This window comes from Acinetobacter sp. TGL-Y2, from assembly GCF_001612555.1.
In the GTDB taxonomy this organism is placed as follows: domain Bacteria; phylum Pseudomonadota; class Gammaproteobacteria; order Pseudomonadales; family Moraxellaceae; genus Acinetobacter.
In genome coordinates this window covers 1,217,156-1,232,870 of the sequence record NZ_CP015110.1, presented here as the reverse complement: position 1 = coordinate 1,232,870, position 15,715 = coordinate 1,217,156, and the positions used below count along the sequence as shown (strand labels likewise).

The window sequence follows — 15,715 nt, the reverse complement described above, 5'->3', positions numbered from 1 at the left end:
ATTAATATACTGCCATAATTCTTAATATTACTCACTATCAAGGATGAATTGTGAAGTTAATAACAGATGCACAGATATTTAGAAATAAACAGAATTATTTAGATAATACAATAACCACCCCAAATTATTATGTATATAGAAAACACCTAATAGAAAATATTATTGCATACCATAATTCTGTTAAACTCGTTCTTATTCAAGCACCAGCTGGTTATGGTAAAACTAGTTTAATGGAACAATATAACGAATGGTGTCAATTAAATAAAATAGCCACGTGTTGGATTAGTATTGATTCATCAATGAACGATTTTGATGAGTTTATTCAATCCATATCAAACGCTATCAATGATGTCGTAGAAAATAACGAAAAAATTAAAATTGGTTTAATTGACAGAATAATTAAACACAAAAAACCTTTAAAAATCTTTATCGATGAAATAGAAATAATCAATAACAATTTAATATTAAACTTTTTGGAAAATTTACTAGATTTTTTACCACCAAATTTACAATTAATCGTTAGCACAAGAAGGATTCTTAAAATAAATTTGGGTAAATTACGGATAAAAAGAGAAGTTCTTGACTTTTACTTCAATGACCTAAGATTTACTTATGAAGAATGTAAAGTATTTCTAAACAAACATCTCAGCTACAATTTAGATGACGTTGAAATTGATCTGTTGAATGAAAAAACGGAAGGTTGGCCTGCAGCAGTTCAATTGGCTTCTTTAGCTATTCGAGAACAAAAGAATAAAATTAGCTTTCTAAAAAGCTTTTCAACAATAAATAATGAACTTTCAGATTTTTTAGCAGAAGAAATTTTAGATATAATGGATAAGAATGACAAAGATTTTTTACTTAAAGTTTCTTTACTAGATCAAATTGATCATGAAATTTGTGAATACATTACAGGAGATAAAAACGCTAAAGAAATTTTATATAAACTTTATAAAGATAACTATTTTTTAATACCTATAGATTTGAATAAAAGAAAATTTAAGCTTCATGCTTTGTTTAAAGATTTTTTAAAGAACAAAATCCATGAGTCTGTTAAATTTGATGTTAACGTATTAAATGCGAAAATTGCTGAATGGTACTTAGATAAAAAAAATATTACATTGGCAATTAATCATTTCATTGAAGCGCAGGATCTTAAAAAAACAGTCTACTTACTAAAAAAACACGCTAAACAGTTTTTGATTGCAGGTCGAGTAAGAAAAATTTTAAAATGGTTAAACCATTTAAACATTGAATCTCCTCAATATGATGATGATTTTGAACTCCGACTTATCTATGCTTGGGCGCTCATTTTAAATCGACAACAATTTAAAGTAGAAACCATCATCGATAAATTAGTTGATAAATTTCATCAAGATTTAGAAAAGTTCCAACAAATTCAAATTGTCATGTGCTTACAATTATCTATGAATGATAAAATTTTGGAGTGCCATAACTTATCTAGTCAACTTCTTGAGACTATAGAAGTCTCATACAAATTTGAACGTAGTATATTATCCAGTATTGCTTCTTTTTGTTTAATTAGTCTTGGTAAATATATTGATGCCCGAAAGTTAATAGCTAATTCTTTACATAATGATGCAAGTTTAAAATTTAGCTTCGTACGTAATTTAAGTGACTCGCAAGATGGTCTCATTGATTTTTTACAAGGAAATTCCTTAATTGCAATTTCAAAATTTGAAATTTGTTATGAGTCTTATTGGTATGGTGAGTCTAATATCCTTTCTGGTGGAATTGCCAATATTAGTATTCCTTATGCCCAAGCACTGTACGATATAAATCAATTAGATAAATCTGAACGAATTCTTGCAGAGACTCTCTCATATGCTCGTGAAAATGGTACAACAGATTTAATTATTTTAGGTTATGTACTGTATGCTAAAATTTATTATAAAAAAGGAAAACGACTTTCATGTTTTAAAATTTTGAAAGAATTAGAAAGTATTTCACAAAAATTAAATATCGAACGAATGAATGCATGTTCTAAAATTGAGTTTTTTAGGATCCATTGGTTAGAAGGAAATTTATTTGAAGCACAAAATGTTTATTCGGAGTTGTGTAATTTTGAATTTTGGAACTCGTATACTTCATATATTTTACCCTCACTAGATGAAGATGATCTAAAATCTGTCGGATGGCGATTGAACATTGCGAATGGGAATGCATCAAAAGTCATTCAAGAAGTTACAGAAGAAATTGAAATTGTAAAAATATTTAATCGTCGGAGAAAGTTGATTAAATTACAATTAATTTTATCTTTAGCATATTTTTCAATGTCTAACATCGAAATGTCATTTAAATGTCTCTTAAATGTGCTTAAGCAGTCAAGTCAAAATGGTATAATCAACCTAATACTAGATGAAGGCTCTAATATTCAACTTTTGATTAAGTTACTTTTAAATAGTTTTGACTATAAAAAACATTTATCAAAAATTAATATTGAATATTTAGAACAACTTAAATCCTTAATTAATGTTGATCATATTTCAATTGATAATACAATTTTCAAAAATAGTATTTTTGATAAAATATCATCAACGATCAAAATGTTAAATGTTAATAATTCTCTTACGATTGATCACAATGTATCTAAACGTGAAATTGAAGTTTTAACATTACTTGAAAAAGGTCTGTCGAACAAATCTATTGCTGAAAAGCTCTTTCTGTCAGAGACAACTATTAAAGCACACCTTAGAAATATTAATTCAAAACTTTCTGCTAGCAATCGTACTGAATCTGTTGCAATTGCTAGAGATTTAGGTTTGATTTAATGCTTCAACAACTTTCTTTTCATGAAATAATTCAGCTTTAATCATTTACTTAAAAAAGACTCCTATTGGGAGTCTTTTCATTTCCTATAATTACGGTCTTTTTGGCTTCTGGTATAGCTGGATTTAAATTTTAAGCTACATTTCCTTCAAACCCAAATCGAGTGCTTCTTCTATCGTTTTGTCTAACCGGACAGCGATATTTTTGACTTTGGATTTTAGCACTGACCATGCTTTTTCAATTGGGTTTAAGTCTGGACTGTAAGCAGGCAAGCACATGATTCTACAGTTAAAGTCTGTGGCTGGTTTTTTGATATTCCCATTCTTATGAATCGAAGCGTTATCTAGAATCAGCAGATGCCTCTTGGTCTTATCCTGATTATTTTAGTTAAATTTTCAAGTAGATATCTCAGCCATCCCGTGAACATTGCTCGATCGCATGAATCTTGAAAAAACCAAAGGGTAAAGGAACTCATATGCCGAATTAGACCTCACAGCACTGATGATACTTAATCTTTTCCCATGACCACCCAATTTTAAAGCAGGGCAACGACTGCCTAGTCTAGACCAACCACATTGCGCTGTATCTGTGGTGTTTATTCCAGATTCATCAATATAAAGAATCTGATCTTATCCAAACTCCTCTTTCCATTGCGGAAGAAACCAGTTGAATACAGCCCTTGTTATTTTATCGGCTTGCTTGTAGAGAAAACTCTTTTTTTACGTGTCCAACCAAGCCTATGAATGGCTTTTAATAGGGTTGAGTAAAGGATTGGATACCCAAACTTTTGTTCAAATAAAGGAATGAGATCTTTCACTTGAGAAAATTCAGTAGTTTGAACAAAGTGTTTGAAAACGTCCATATCCTTGATTTTAGTGGGTCGACCTGCATTGATTTTAGGCTGTTTCAATTCTCCAGTAGTGTTCTGAAGAAGCATCCAGTCATCTAAAGTGGTCCTAGATATTTTGAAAGTTTTACATGTGTATGATTTGTGATTGTTTTCTTGATAAAACTACATGACTTTTTCACGTAAATCCACTAAATATATTTCAGGCATAATCTTGATCAAATGAATTTTTAATCATTGTATCCTAAAATAGGATTGCAGCTATATATAGGCCGACCAAGATTCATTTTAAAAAATTATTCGATACTCCAAATTTAGTTGATAATCACAATTAGAGCACTCTAAATTTTTATTATTTTACGAAAATTCTATTTAAGCCAATTATTTCAATGGTTTGAATTATTGGATTATTCTGATGACTGCGTTGCTAAGCAAATAGAGAAACAGACCTCCCCTAAAAAGCCAGCATGACTACGAGCTTTACTCATGATTAAATTGTACCCTTCTTTAAATAAGCTGAAGAGTATTTCTATTTTTTTATGTTATTTTAAGTGGTACTCATCCAAGGTAGACGATTAAATAAACGGTAGTGCTAAAAACCAACGTGTAATAATTCATTTATATATTTTAATATCAATAACTTATTATTTTTATCACGTCGTATTCATGCACTACCAAATAAACTACATGTTCGTTCTTTGATATGGAATTAAATTAATATCTTGTTGTTTTAATATACTTTTAATTCCTGGCCAATATAACCAAGAGCCGTATATAATTTGGCTTGTAATCCTGTTAGCAATTTTAATGTCAACAATATGTCCATTCGATAATGCATCGCTGATAATCTCAACAAACTGATTCATAACTTGGTGTGATTTACAGTCATAAAATTACCATAGAGCTTTTGTCTCGATACTCAATTTTAGCTAAAGTGTTATGACGCTAAATGCTTTGATTTATACATACAAGCAGTGTCGTAGAATCCATTCATAGATATTTTTCATCAAAGCCACATGTAAAGCGTGTATTGCCAATTGATGAGATGAGTTATGAGAAAGTAACAGGGTAAGCTTTTAAACACACGGCTTTCATGCTGTTTCAAAGATGTAAAAAAAGCTGTTAAACTATTAAAATGAAAGTGCTTATACTGAATTTCAATAAAGATGATTTCTGCAATACTCAGTTGTGCAGAACAAATATACAAAATCGACTGTGGTGCTTGAAAGCGTGAGATGTATGATGCCCCCTCCTAATAGTTTTCAATCACGTTTTAAGTCAAATTCTTATCCGAGATTCAGGTTATTTAAAATTGTAAGATTAAAATTATCTGAAATAAAAAGGTCTCTAAGTAGAGACCTTTTCTGTTATTTACTGAATAACTTTGTAAAAGTGTAAGTGTCCATATATTCAATCATACGGTAAATCATGCCCTCATCATTGAATAGATATAAAAAATGATAGGTGTTTTCGTAAACAATGCCATTTTTAAATTTAAATAATCCTACTGCTTCAGCTGAAACCCTATTATCTTCAGCTGTTAAATGTAGAATATCAAATTTAGCCTCTATCACATTTCCTTGAAATCTATTTTTGATTCGGGTTATATATTCCTCCAATCCATTCATTTGTCCAGCAAAAGGAAATTTTCCTGGCATACTATGAGTTACATCATCTGTAAATAACGTTAACATCTCATCATAATTTTGATTCACAAAATAATCAAAAAACTTTCTGGTAGTTTCTTTGTTTTTTTCAATTTTTTGCATAATACTCCCTCATTTTACTACTTACGAATTACCAAAAATTTCTTTTCTCAGCCCATTCTTTAATATGGTCAATACATTGAGTCATTAACTCTGGCTGACTACGGTAATAATGTGTTGCACCTTTAATTTCGATGTACGTTGCATCACTAGTGGCTAAAGCATCACGAATTGTAGGATTATGAGTAGCAGGTACTGCATCATCTGCTTCATTTATGATCTGTAATACAGGAGTTTTCTGAATTAACTTGGCACTATCGACGCCTTTTGCATTGGTATAGTCTATAGACCATTGCGAGAGCCAACTTCTTAAAGTTGAGAATCTAGCCAAACCAGCAGGCGCACAGTTTACAGAAACAGGATCTCCTAAATAACATTCATTTTCAGTACGACCATTGGGATCAATTGTTTTATCAATCCATCTCACATCACACATAGTTCGATGTGTTACAAATCCTCTTTCGCTCTCCCCTTTTTTATTAATTTGTTTGAGTGTAGCCAGTACCCATTCAGTAATTTTTCTGTTTCTTTCCCTTTGTTTTTGTCTAAAAGCTTCAACAAAATCTGCAGAAAAAGGTGGTTTATTTGGACAATCTGGTGAGTAAATATCGAATTCGATATCTCTTACGTCAGGATTGTTTTCATCAATAACAGATGGATCAATCCATTCCGTTAGCGTTTCTGCACGACTGAGATGTGCTGCAATAAATATTACTGCATCAGCTGGAATAAGGTTTTCCTTGGTCAGATCATAAACATCACCAGCTGGTGTATGTGTAATGGTTGTATTTTCGGCCTGCGCTTGATAAAAGAGAGAGAGTGAACCTCCTCCAGACCATCCAACTAAAACAATTTTTTCATATCCCTTCACTTCCTTGGCATATTGAATATATTGACTTAGATCCTTAACTACTTTTTCCATAATTAAAGATGAATCATTAGATGGGTAACGACTATTCGCACATAAAACGTGCTTACCTGCTTTAACTAATGCAAGGGGCATTGGTAGTCTGTTCAAACTACCAGTAGGATGCATCATTACGTATAAAATTTTAGACTCGATATCTTTTGGAATCAAAAATTGTCCTTCAATACTGACTTGACCTATTTGTCCATAAGAACCGTATGTTTCAACAATTTTTGATGGATCTGTAAATTTTAATATCACTGGAACACGATCGAACTCGTGTACATTTTTAGTGAGATTACCTTTGTCAAAATCAATAATTTTTTCTTGAGCTAATGTCATTTAATTTTTCACTCCCTTGTGCTGTTTCTTTTTTTCAATCCATTGTTTCAAATATTGATGAGCCTGATCTTTTTCATTTTGCATATATAATTCGTCTACGGAATCAACTGCAAATTCTAAATTAACTCCATTAGGATCGTTAAAATAAATTGATTGTGTAAATTCGTGATCAATAGGTCCGGCTACTCTTACACCTGCATTTTCAAGTCTCTCCTTGGCTTGATATAGTTTTTCCATATCATTTAGCTTAAGTGCAATATGATCCGTCCAAGGTTTTTCAGCCGCCATACCAGGATGATCAGGTTCACCAAGCGTGTCGAAAAATGCAATACTCGAACCATCCTCTAATTCAAAAAATAGATGTACGTATGGGTTATAGCGCCCACTACCAGGTAAATTTTTAACTATTAGCGTATGAACTAATCTTAAGCCAAGTAGATCTTCGTAAAAATGACGTGTTTCTTCGGCATCATGGCAATAATGCGCGAGATGATGTAAACTTTTTACAGTAACTCCAACAGGTTCTACTGTTTCATGAATACGAGTCTTCATATTCGGATAAGCACTTGTTGATTTTGAATTTTCCATGACCTTTCTCCTTGGCTGGCTTTAAAAAAATGTATCTAAAGAGGTAATATTCTGTTTAATCCAATTCAGAGAACCACCTCCCAAATTTCTATTTAAAATATTTTCAGCATGTTGAACCGCATCTACCAATTTTTGCAAAGATATACCAGTGCTATAACCGCATTGTTCAGCCATAAGGACTAAATCTTCTGTCGCCATATTCCCAGCTGCTCCTTGTGCAAATGGGCATCCGCCTATACCACCAACACTTGCATCAAACCATCTGACTCCCACATCTAATGCTGCCCAAGCATTTGCTAGTGCCATCCCTCTCGTATTATGTAAGTGTATAACTGTCTGATGTTGTGGAATAAACTGGAGAGCTTCAATCAATCTCTCTCTAACTAAAAAAGGGGACGCTGATCCAATTGTGTCAGCAACAACAATTTGATCTACACCTTCGTCATACATTTCACGGGCAAGTTTAAGAACTGTCTCCTTACTCACTCTTCCCTCATACGGACAGTCAAAAGCGACACCAATATAAGCTTTGGTTCTTAATTTATTCTCTTTAGCTAATGCAATAATCTCTTTACTTGAAGAAATAGCTTTGTCCAAACTCATATTAATATTCTTTTGGTTCATAGTCTCAGTAGCACAAAGCACTAAAGCTACTTCTTTAGCGCCTGTAGTTATTGCTCTTTCCACACCTTTTATATTAGGTATTAATACTGACGCATCAACCTCAGGAAAATCTTGTAAAACTTTAGGCACAAGCTCCATGGCATCTGCAAGCATCGGAACTGCTTTAGGTGATACGAAACTAGAGACCTCAATGTGTTTTAAACCAGCATTAACTAATTTTTGAATAAGCAGGTATTTATCAGTTGTGCTCACGTATTGGTTTTGATTTTGCAGCCCGTCTCTTGGTGAGACATCTGTTATAAAAATTTTTTCCTTATTCATTGTATTATTCCGTTCTTTGCCAATTCATCAATATGAACTTGTGAATAATCCAATAAATTACGAAGAACTTCAGATGTGTTTTGTCCTATTTTAGGAGGGGGACTAAATATTTCTGTAACAGTACTAGTGAGTTTAATCGGATTACCTGGCATACGAATCATTTCACCAGAATCCAATTCAATATTAACAACCATATTTCTTGAATTTACTTGAATATCTTCAAGTGCTTGGATCATATTGTTGACAGGACCACAAGGTATCCTTACCTTCGTCAAGTTAGTAAGCCAATATTCAGTAGTATTTTTTAGGAGTTCTTCAGAGATCAATTTGTCAATAAGCGCTTTATCTTTGAAGCGGACTGGCTGAGATCTATACTCTGGGTTTTGGAGCTCAGGTATCTTAATAAACTCTGCAAATTTCTCAAAAAAACTATCCCCAATACATGCGATAACAATATATCCATCTTGTGTCTTATAACAATTATAAGGAACGTGTATAAAATGGCCATTACCGATACCTTTTGGTGCCTCATTTGACATTAAACTCATGGTACCCATATAGCTGAGAAGCGAAATTTGAACATCTAGCATCGATATATCTACATGCTGCCCAACGCCTGTTTTTTCACGCGCCATCAATGCTGCAAGAATACCTAAAGCACCGAATATTCCACCTCCTAGGTCACCAATCGGAATACCACTTCTAATGTGGCCTGTATGTTCATCACCTGTTATAGACATCCCCCCACCCATTGCTTGAATGACTTGATCAAATGCAGGTCTGTGAATATCTGGACCAGTACTCCCAAATCCAGTAATTGAACAAGTAATAATGCGGGGATTAACTTTTTTAAGTTGTAAGTAATCAATGCCTAAACGAGCGGTTACTCCAACACTAAAGTTGTCAATAACGATATCTGCTTTCCTAACAAGTTCTCTAAATACAAGTTTGCCTTCATCAGATTTTAGGTCAATACAAATACTTTTTTTATTTCTATTCAACGTTAAAAAATATGCCCCCATCCCATCTTTTGAATAAGTACTATCGTTTTCAAGTAATCGACGTGTACCTTCCCCTATCGTTGGAGGTTCTACTTTAATAACTTGTGCACCCAAATCTGCTAATAGCATTGCCCCATATGGACCCGATACCATATGGGTCAAATCTAAAATAGTTAAATCATTTAACGCCATCATATTCTCGATAGAAGCAATTATAGTTATACTGTTTAAGCAGGTTTTATGCCAACCCATAATAATGGCAATAAGCATATGAATATGAACATTTTTTTAAAATAGAAACTTATTTTTATGTTACATTTTTTTCATTAATGAAACATTTGAAACATTATTATATAAATCATGGTGGAACCAGGATGGTTCAAAGAGTTTTTGAAATTATGGATATATCATCTACACACAAGGATAGCTTTCCCAAAATTTGTTTTATGACGTATTACAAATTAAGAGAGTTAGCTGAACCAGCAATTTTTCAATATTCAAATCGTGCGAATATAAGAAGTATAGATGCTAGTTTTGAAGAAACACTGTCAATCGCTCGCAAACTAATAGAAAATAATGAAGTAGATGCCTTTGTAAGTGCAGGTTCAAATGCGTCCATATTACGTGAACATTTACAATTGCCTGTGATTTCCATTGAAGTGTCTGGTTATGATCTACTCAGATCGCTTATGGAGGCAAAACGGTATGGAAAAAAAGTAGGTGTAATAAGCTTTAAAAATGCCCTGCCACCACTTAAAGAATTTGCAAGCCTCTTAAATCTAGATCTCTACGAATTAAATTATCATAGCCCTAATGAAGCTATCGCTTGTATTGAAGAGTTAGAAAAAGAAAAGGTCGATGTCATTATTGGCTCAAGCTTAATTTTCGACTTATCGACTAAAAAGAACCTCAATAGCATTTTGGTCTATTCACTAGACAGTATACATAATGCCTTCGATCAGGCTTTAGAAGTTTGTCGAATCAAAAAACTCGAATCTAATCGTTTTTTTCAGATTAATAATATCCTTCAAACTTTACCAGAAGCCGTTGTAGCAGTGGATGTTGACGAAAGAATCACTGCGATAAACAAAAAAATGAAGATGATTATCTCGTCATCAGATTCAAATATTTATGGCAAAGTACTCTCAGAATTAAATGACGTTTTATCCTTAAAAAAAGTTCTGAGTAAAAAAGATATTACAACACCTAAAGCAATTCAATTAGGTGGGAAAAGCTGGTTCGCTGTATCGGCACAAATTTTTGAAAATGATGAAATCATTGGAGCTACATTAACCTTATACGACTCTAGTTTGATTACAAATGCTGATGAAAAAATTCGAATTTTTGAAAGAAATAATCTACTTCAAGCACGCTTCACATTTAGTGATATCTTGGGTAATGAAGACAATATTAAAGAGACGATTCATAAGGCAAAAAGATATGCAGAATCTCAGCATGATATTTTAATTATTGGTGAAACTGGAACAGGCAAAGAACTTTTTGCACAGTCCATTCATAATGCAAGCTCAAAAGCAAATAAGCCTTTTATTGCAATTAACTGTGCATCCTTTCCAGAGACCTTGATTGAAAGTGAATTGTTTGGTCATGAAGAGGGTGCTTTTACTGGTTCAAAAAAAGGTGGGCGTAGAGGTTTGATTGAAGCAGCTCACACTGGAACTCTTTTCCTAGATGAAATTGGAGATATGCCACTTTCTTTACAAACACGTTTGTTAAGAGTTTTACAAGAAAGAGAAATAACACGTTTAGGTTCAACAACACCGATTCCTATTGATATAAGACTTATCGCTGCTACGCATCAAAATTTAAAACTACATGTGAAAGAAAAAAAATTCAGGCAAGATCTATTTTTTAGATTAAATACCTTACAAATAAAGATTCCACCATTAAGAGAAAGAAAACAGGATATTTATGAATATTTTAAGCTAAAAATTACACATCAATTTCAAACTGATCAAGAACAAGCTCAGATTAGAAAACTACTTGAACTTATTTCACCATATTTAAGTAATTATTTTTGGCCAGGTAACTTTCGAGAATTAGAATCAATTACCAATCGAATTGTATTATTGCTATCTGAAAAAATTAGTATTTCTTTTGAAGAATTATTGAATGAAATACCAGAAATATTTGAGTTAAATGATGACTTCAACTCAAATGAACCACTTGAAAATACCGAAAGTGATGCTCTGAAGCATCAAGAACTATCCTTATTAATTGAAAAAGAAACGTCTAAAAAACAACAAGCTTTAAAAGCAATGAAATTAGCACATGGCCAACATATAAAAGCATCAAATATTTTAGGTATAAGCAGAACAACACTATGGAGATGGTTAAATGAAGACTAATATGGACTAAAGTTTAGCAGTTTGTGCAATAAATGCTAATCTAAGAATACTCACCTAAAGCACGATCAAGTACAATCGCATTTTATAGTGATAGGCCATGTTGTCATCCAAAATCGCTAGCGGACGCATATTGGCTAAAATGCACGAACGATGGATATGGTTACTTTATGGATGCCATTCATATAACGGACTTGATACTTTTATAGCTTCTCTCAAATAAAACATTGGAATATAAGCTTTAAGAAACTGCTGAGGTTTCACCGCTATTTTCACCAAAGCATCAGTCATATCTGATAAAACATCGATATTGGCGTATGGGGGGCTATTCCCACACAAGTATTTGGATAATGAATCAAAGAAGATATCTTCTCTAAGTTGATCTAATGCATGATGCTTTTATCCGCAAGTAGCACATCTATATTTTCAAAGACAGTTTTAGTCTATTCAATAATAGGGAACCGGCCTCGATTATGTCGGTTTTCCACTACCTTGATTATTAAAAATCAGTTCTTCTGGCGATTGTTCTAAAATGACAGGATCACCATGGTTGGCCAACTATTCTGCTAAAACATTAGAGGTATACGGTAATTTTGCATGTGCGCCTGACTGAATATCGTCTAATGCCTGACGCACATCATCATATTCGAGCTGGGTACCCTATAGTGATTTATGGTAGAAAATTTTCATTCGTCTCGCTCAACCAATGGTTTAAACGCTAAATCTTCTGGACCAATATAATTTGCACTCGGACGAATAATTTTTCCATCTTCTCGTTGCTCAATCACATGCGCAGACCAACCAGCTGTACGTGCAATGACGAATAATGGTGTGAACATTGCAGTAGGCACCCCCATCAAATGGTAACTTACAGCACTAAACCAGTCCAAATTTGGAAACATATTTTTAATTTCTTTCATTACTGATTCTAAGCGCTCAGCAATATGGTACATTTTTAAATTTTTTTGTGCATGGCCCAAGTCAAAAGCAACTGTTTTAATCACGTCATTTCGTGGGTCGGAAATTGTATAAACAGGATGTCCAAAACCAATTATAACCTCTTTGTTTCCAACACGTTTTCGAATATCTGCTTCTGCCTCATCTGGATCGTTATAACGCTGTTGTATAACAAAAGACACTTCATTAGCTCCTCCATGTTTTGGTCCACGTAAAGCACCTATTGCTCCTGCAATTGTAGAGTAGATATCTGACCCTGTACCAGCTATGACACGTGAAGTGAAGGTTGAAGCGTTAAACTCATGCTCCGCATACAAAATTAAGGATGTATGCATAGCGTCTACCCATTGTTTTGATGGCATACGACCGTGTAAAAGGTGTAGGAAATGTCCACCTATAGAATCATCATCAGTTTCAACTTCAATACGGCGCCCATTGTGACTATAGTGATACCAATACAACAGCATTGAACCGAAACTTGCCATGAGTTTATCAGCAATATTACGTGCACCCGCATAATTGTGATCTTCATTTTCTGGAGTCAAGCAGCCTAATATCGATACACCAGTACGCATAACATCCATCGGATGAGCTGATGGTGGCAACTGTTCTAAAGCAACTTTGAGCGCAAGCGGTAGTCCACGCATGGTCATTAATTTTGTTTTATATGCATGTAATTCAATAGTATTTGGCAATTTTCCATGTACCAATAAGTAAGCGACTTCCTCAAATTCGCAGTTCAATGCTAAATCTTTAATATCATATCCACGATAGTGTAAATCATTACCACTACGCCCAACCGTACATAACGCTGTGTTCCCCGCAACTTGTCCGCTGAGAGCTACTGATTTTTTTGGTTTACTTCCAGTTACCATAGTCCTACTCCTTAATTTTTTATATTGCTAAAGTGATTCCATCACTTCCCTATCATTATCTTTATGCGCTATTTAGTTTTTGCAAAGGTCTGCTCTAAGTAATTTTCAAAAGTATGGTAATTAATTCTCTCGTATAACTCTTGTCTCGTTTGCATAGTATCTAGAATATGTTTTGAGTGCCCTTTTCACACAAACTCAAATATACATTTTCAGCAGCTTTATTCATGGCGCGGAATGCAGACAATGGATACAACGCCAAACTAACCTTTGCTGTGGCTAATTCCTCAGTCGTGAAAAGTGGGGTAGATTCAAACTCAGTCATGTTTGCAAGAATTGGAACCTGTATTTTTTCAGCAAATTCTTGATACATTGACAGTTCCGTTACTGCCTCAGGAAATAACATATCAGCGCCAGCTTCAATGTATGCACCCACATGATCTATTGCAGCTTGCAGACCTGCAACCGCAAGAGCATCAGTACGTGCCATAATCACAAAGTCTGTATTCGTTCTCGCATCTACAGCCGCTTTAATACGATCGACCATCTCTTGTTGAGTTACGATTGCTTTATTTGGACGATGACCCGCATCGCTTAGCACTAACCTGATCTTCAATATGCATTGCAGCAGCGCCAAATTTGATCAAAGACTTCGTGGTTCTTGCAATATTAAATGCCAATTCACCGAATCCTGTATCAGCATCTACTAGTTGTGGCAAATCACAGACATCAGTAATACGACAAACATCAACAAGTAAATCCTCAAGATTAGAAATACCTAAATCAGGTAGTCCTAAAGAACCAGCAGCAACACCACCGCCCGATAAATAAATTGCTTTATACCCTACTCACTTCGCCAATAAAGCATGATTTGCATTTATTGTACCCACAACTTGTAACGGTGCTTCTGATAGAACTGCTTCTCTAAAATGATATCCTATTGAAGTATTAGACATATCTGCATCTCTAGTGTTATTAATATGAAAAGTATTGTGTTACACATTTTTTCAAGTGAACGGAAATTTTCTCGTCGCTTTAAGCCACATATAGTATTAATCCATATAAATTTCATAAACTTAAATTTATATTTTTTGATTAACATTAAAGCTGTTTAACACTATTTTTATTAATCTATCCGAGATGTAAGAAGGATAAAACGTTCTAAAGAACTAATTTAGGTAGTGTCTAAATATGACGTGTTAACCACTTATCTTTCATGTCTTGATTGTATTTTAATAAAAACATATGCAAGACAGCTTCATGATTTTCTTTTTTCTTCGAAAAGCTTAAAGTTTTTCGTGTAAAACGTCCCAAGCGATTTCTTAATGTGGCATTGAACCGCTCAACATGGTTCGTTAAACCTGTATGTTTACCTACAGAGCGATGGGTACCAGGATCAAACACCTCAGCATAACTTGACCAATAATCACTACATGTTGCTAAATTAAAGTAGCTTGAGGGAATACGGCAACGTAAATCTGTACACGTTTTATCATTGCGCCGACCACATACATAAGCGACGACCTGACGTGTACGACGGCATAGTGCAATCCAACTCCAAACCTTATGACGACGAGCTTTTACAAAGCTCCAAAGTTCATCCAGTTCTAGAACATCTGTTGGATGAGCATCAAGTAATTCGTCATTCAATTTCCTGTTGTTTACTTTTTTTTATCCATCCCATGAGCGTTTGAGGTGCAACACCAAATAGACACTGCATGCCTCTTAAACTGCCTCGTTCAAGATAAGTATTGATGATGAGTTCTTTTTGCTCTTCGGTATATTTGATTTTATGTTTGAGCACACTTGATCGACCGCAATCTTTACATCTGAACTGCGCATTCCCACTTTTATTATGCCCATTCTTATAAATATTTGCTGATTGGCAACGGGTACATAAGTAGCTTATCGTTTCTATGATCATGTTTAAGGTCTATTACTCAGGTATTTTTAAGCCTATTCTAGATTAAAACACGTTAATTTTGCACACTACCCTAATTTAAAAGGTAAGCAACTCGAATCCTATTTAAACTAATGATTTCAAAATTTGAATTGTTAGTTTATTCTGATGACTGAATTGTTATACACATAGCGAAACATAGCCCCCCTAAAAAGCCAGCATAACTACAAGCTTTAATCTTCATTAAATTGTATCCTCCCCTCAGTAAACTAAATAATATTTCTATATTATTGCGTTGCTTTAAGTAGTATTCATCTGAAGTAGACAATTGAATAAACTATATTAAATCTCTTTCATAAATCAAAAAGTGAGCTATTTTTGCTTTATATTTGTACTCCAAGTTTTTTAGCATTCGTGCATAATTTTCAGATAAAATCCAT

General features: G+C 33.7%; 11 protein-coding genes and 3 pseudogenes. 2 read left to right on the top strand and 12 right to left on the bottom strand.

What is annotated here, in order from left to right; translation table 11 throughout:
- The first annotated feature begins 50 nt into the window (after positions 1 to 50).
- Positions 51 to 2,789: a LuxR C-terminal-related transcriptional regulator gene (locus tag AMD27_RS05700; protein WP_081405928.1), complete on the top strand. Its 2,739-nt coding sequence runs from the start codon at positions 51 to 53 to the stop codon at positions 2,787 to 2,789.
- Positions 2,790 to 2,924: 135 nt separating this feature from the next.
- On the opposite strand, the pseudogene AMD27_RS19075 reads toward AMD27_RS05700, so the two are convergent.
- The 7 genes and pseudogenes from AMD27_RS19075 to AMD27_RS05665 form a co-directional block, all read right to left on the bottom strand.
- A pseudogene (locus tag AMD27_RS19075) lies at positions 2,925 to 3,401 on the bottom strand (transposase).
- Positions 3,402 to 3,469: 68 nt separating this feature from the next.
- Positions 3,470 to 3,724, bottom strand: a complete 255-nt coding sequence (locus AMD27_RS05690; RefSeq protein ID WP_228140718.1) for a hypothetical protein — start codon at positions 3,722 to 3,724, stop codon at positions 3,470 to 3,472.
- Between the two features lie 1,277 nt (positions 3,725 to 5,001).
- Entirely contained in the window at positions 5,002 to 5,403 is a 402-nt protein-coding gene (locus AMD27_RS05685) for a nuclear transport factor 2 family protein (RefSeq protein ID WP_067657506.1), read from the bottom strand.
- 28 nt (positions 5,404 to 5,431) lie between these two features.
- Positions 5,432 to 6,649: an alpha/beta hydrolase gene (locus tag AMD27_RS05680; protein ID WP_212846460.1), complete on the bottom strand. Its 1,218-nt coding sequence runs from the start codon at positions 6,647 to 6,649 to the stop codon at positions 5,432 to 5,434.
- Complete coding sequence (locus AMD27_RS05675; RefSeq protein ID WP_067657503.1) at positions 6,650 to 7,237, bottom strand: VOC family protein; 588 nt, start codon at positions 7,235 to 7,237, stop codon at positions 6,650 to 6,652. It lies immediately after the preceding gene.
- Positions 7,238 to 7,258: 21 nt separating this feature from the next.
- Positions 7,259 to 8,182: a hydroxymethylglutaryl-CoA lyase gene (locus tag AMD27_RS05670; RefSeq protein WP_067657500.1), complete on the bottom strand. Its 924-nt coding sequence runs from the start codon at positions 8,180 to 8,182 to the stop codon at positions 7,259 to 7,261.
- Positions 8,179 to 9,453, bottom strand: coding sequence for a CaiB/BaiF CoA transferase family protein (locus AMD27_RS05665; RefSeq protein ID WP_228140717.1), 1,275 nt, complete (start codon positions 9,451 to 9,453; stop codon positions 8,179 to 8,181). Before AMD27_RS05665 ends, AMD27_RS05670 begins: the two co-directional genes overlap by 4 nt.
- A gap of 104 nt (positions 9,454 to 9,557) precedes the next feature.
- Here AMD27_RS05665 and prpR point away from each other — a divergent pair, with 104 nt between their 5' ends.
- Positions 9,558 to 11,549 carry a propionate catabolism operon regulatory protein PrpR gene (gene prpR / locus AMD27_RS05660; RefSeq protein WP_171254778.1) on the top strand — a complete coding sequence of 664 codons (1,992 nt, stop codon included), beginning with the start codon at positions 9,558 to 9,560 and terminating at the stop codon, positions 11,547 to 11,549.
- 308 nt (positions 11,550 to 11,857) lie between these two features.
- On the opposite strand, the pseudogene AMD27_RS19330 reads toward prpR, so the two are convergent.
- From AMD27_RS19330 to AMD27_RS05640, 5 genes and pseudogenes are all read right to left on the bottom strand, one after another.
- Positions 11,858 to 12,182: pseudogene (locus AMD27_RS19330) on the bottom strand (hypothetical protein); the annotation flags it as partial.
- 50 nt (positions 12,183 to 12,232) lie between these two features.
- Entirely contained in the window at positions 12,233 to 13,378 is a 1,146-nt protein-coding gene (prpC, locus tag AMD27_RS05655) for a 2-methylcitrate synthase (protein ID WP_067657494.1), read from the bottom strand.
- 68 nt (positions 13,379 to 13,446) lie between these two features.
- A pseudogene (gene prpB / locus AMD27_RS05650) lies at positions 13,447 to 14,331 on the bottom strand (methylisocitrate lyase).
- Between the two features lie 229 nt (positions 14,332 to 14,560).
- On the bottom strand, positions 14,561 to 15,025 hold the full coding sequence (locus AMD27_RS05645; RefSeq protein WP_067657491.1) for an IS1 family transposase: 465 nt from the start codon (positions 15,023 to 15,025) through the stop codon (positions 14,561 to 14,563).
- Positions 15,018 to 15,299, bottom strand: coding sequence for a transposase-like zinc-binding domain-containing protein (locus AMD27_RS05640; protein WP_067657488.1), 282 nt, complete (start codon positions 15,297 to 15,299; stop codon positions 15,018 to 15,020). The genes AMD27_RS05645 and AMD27_RS05640 overlap by 8 nt, the downstream gene beginning before the upstream one ends.
- Positions 15,300 to 15,715 lie beyond the last annotated feature (416 nt).

Coding starts and splice junctions, on each gene's coding strand:
- AMD27_RS05680 (WP_212846460.1), bottom strand. CDS start 6,649: ATGACATTAGCTCAAGAAAAAATTATTGATTTTGACAAAGGTAATCTC.
- AMD27_RS05665 (WP_228140717.1), bottom strand. CDS start 9,453: ATGCTTATTGCCATTATTATGGGTTGGCATAAAACCTGCTTAAACAGT.
- AMD27_RS05670 (WP_067657500.1), bottom strand. CDS start 8,182: ATGAATAAGGAAAAAATTTTTATAACAGATGTCTCACCAAGAGACGGG.
- AMD27_RS05675 (WP_067657503.1), bottom strand. CDS start 7,237: ATGGAAAATTCAAAATCAACAAGTGCTTATCCGAATATGAAGACTCGT.
- prpC (WP_067657494.1), bottom strand. CDS start 13,378: ATGGTAACTGGAAGTAAACCAAAAAAATCAGTAGCTCTCAGCGGACAA.
- AMD27_RS05640 (WP_067657488.1), bottom strand. CDS start 15,299: ATGATCATAGAAACGATAAGCTACTTATGTACCCGTTGCCAATCAGCA.
- prpR (WP_171254778.1), top strand. CDS start 9,558: ATGGTTCAAAGAGTTTTTGAAATTATGGATATATCATCTACACACAAG.
- AMD27_RS05685 (WP_067657506.1), bottom strand. CDS start 5,403: ATGCAAAAAATTGAAAAAAACAAAGAAACTACCAGAAAGTTTTTTGAT.
- AMD27_RS05690 (WP_228140718.1), bottom strand. CDS start 3,724: ATGCTTCTTCAGAACACTACTGGAGAATTGAAACAGCCTAAAATCAAT.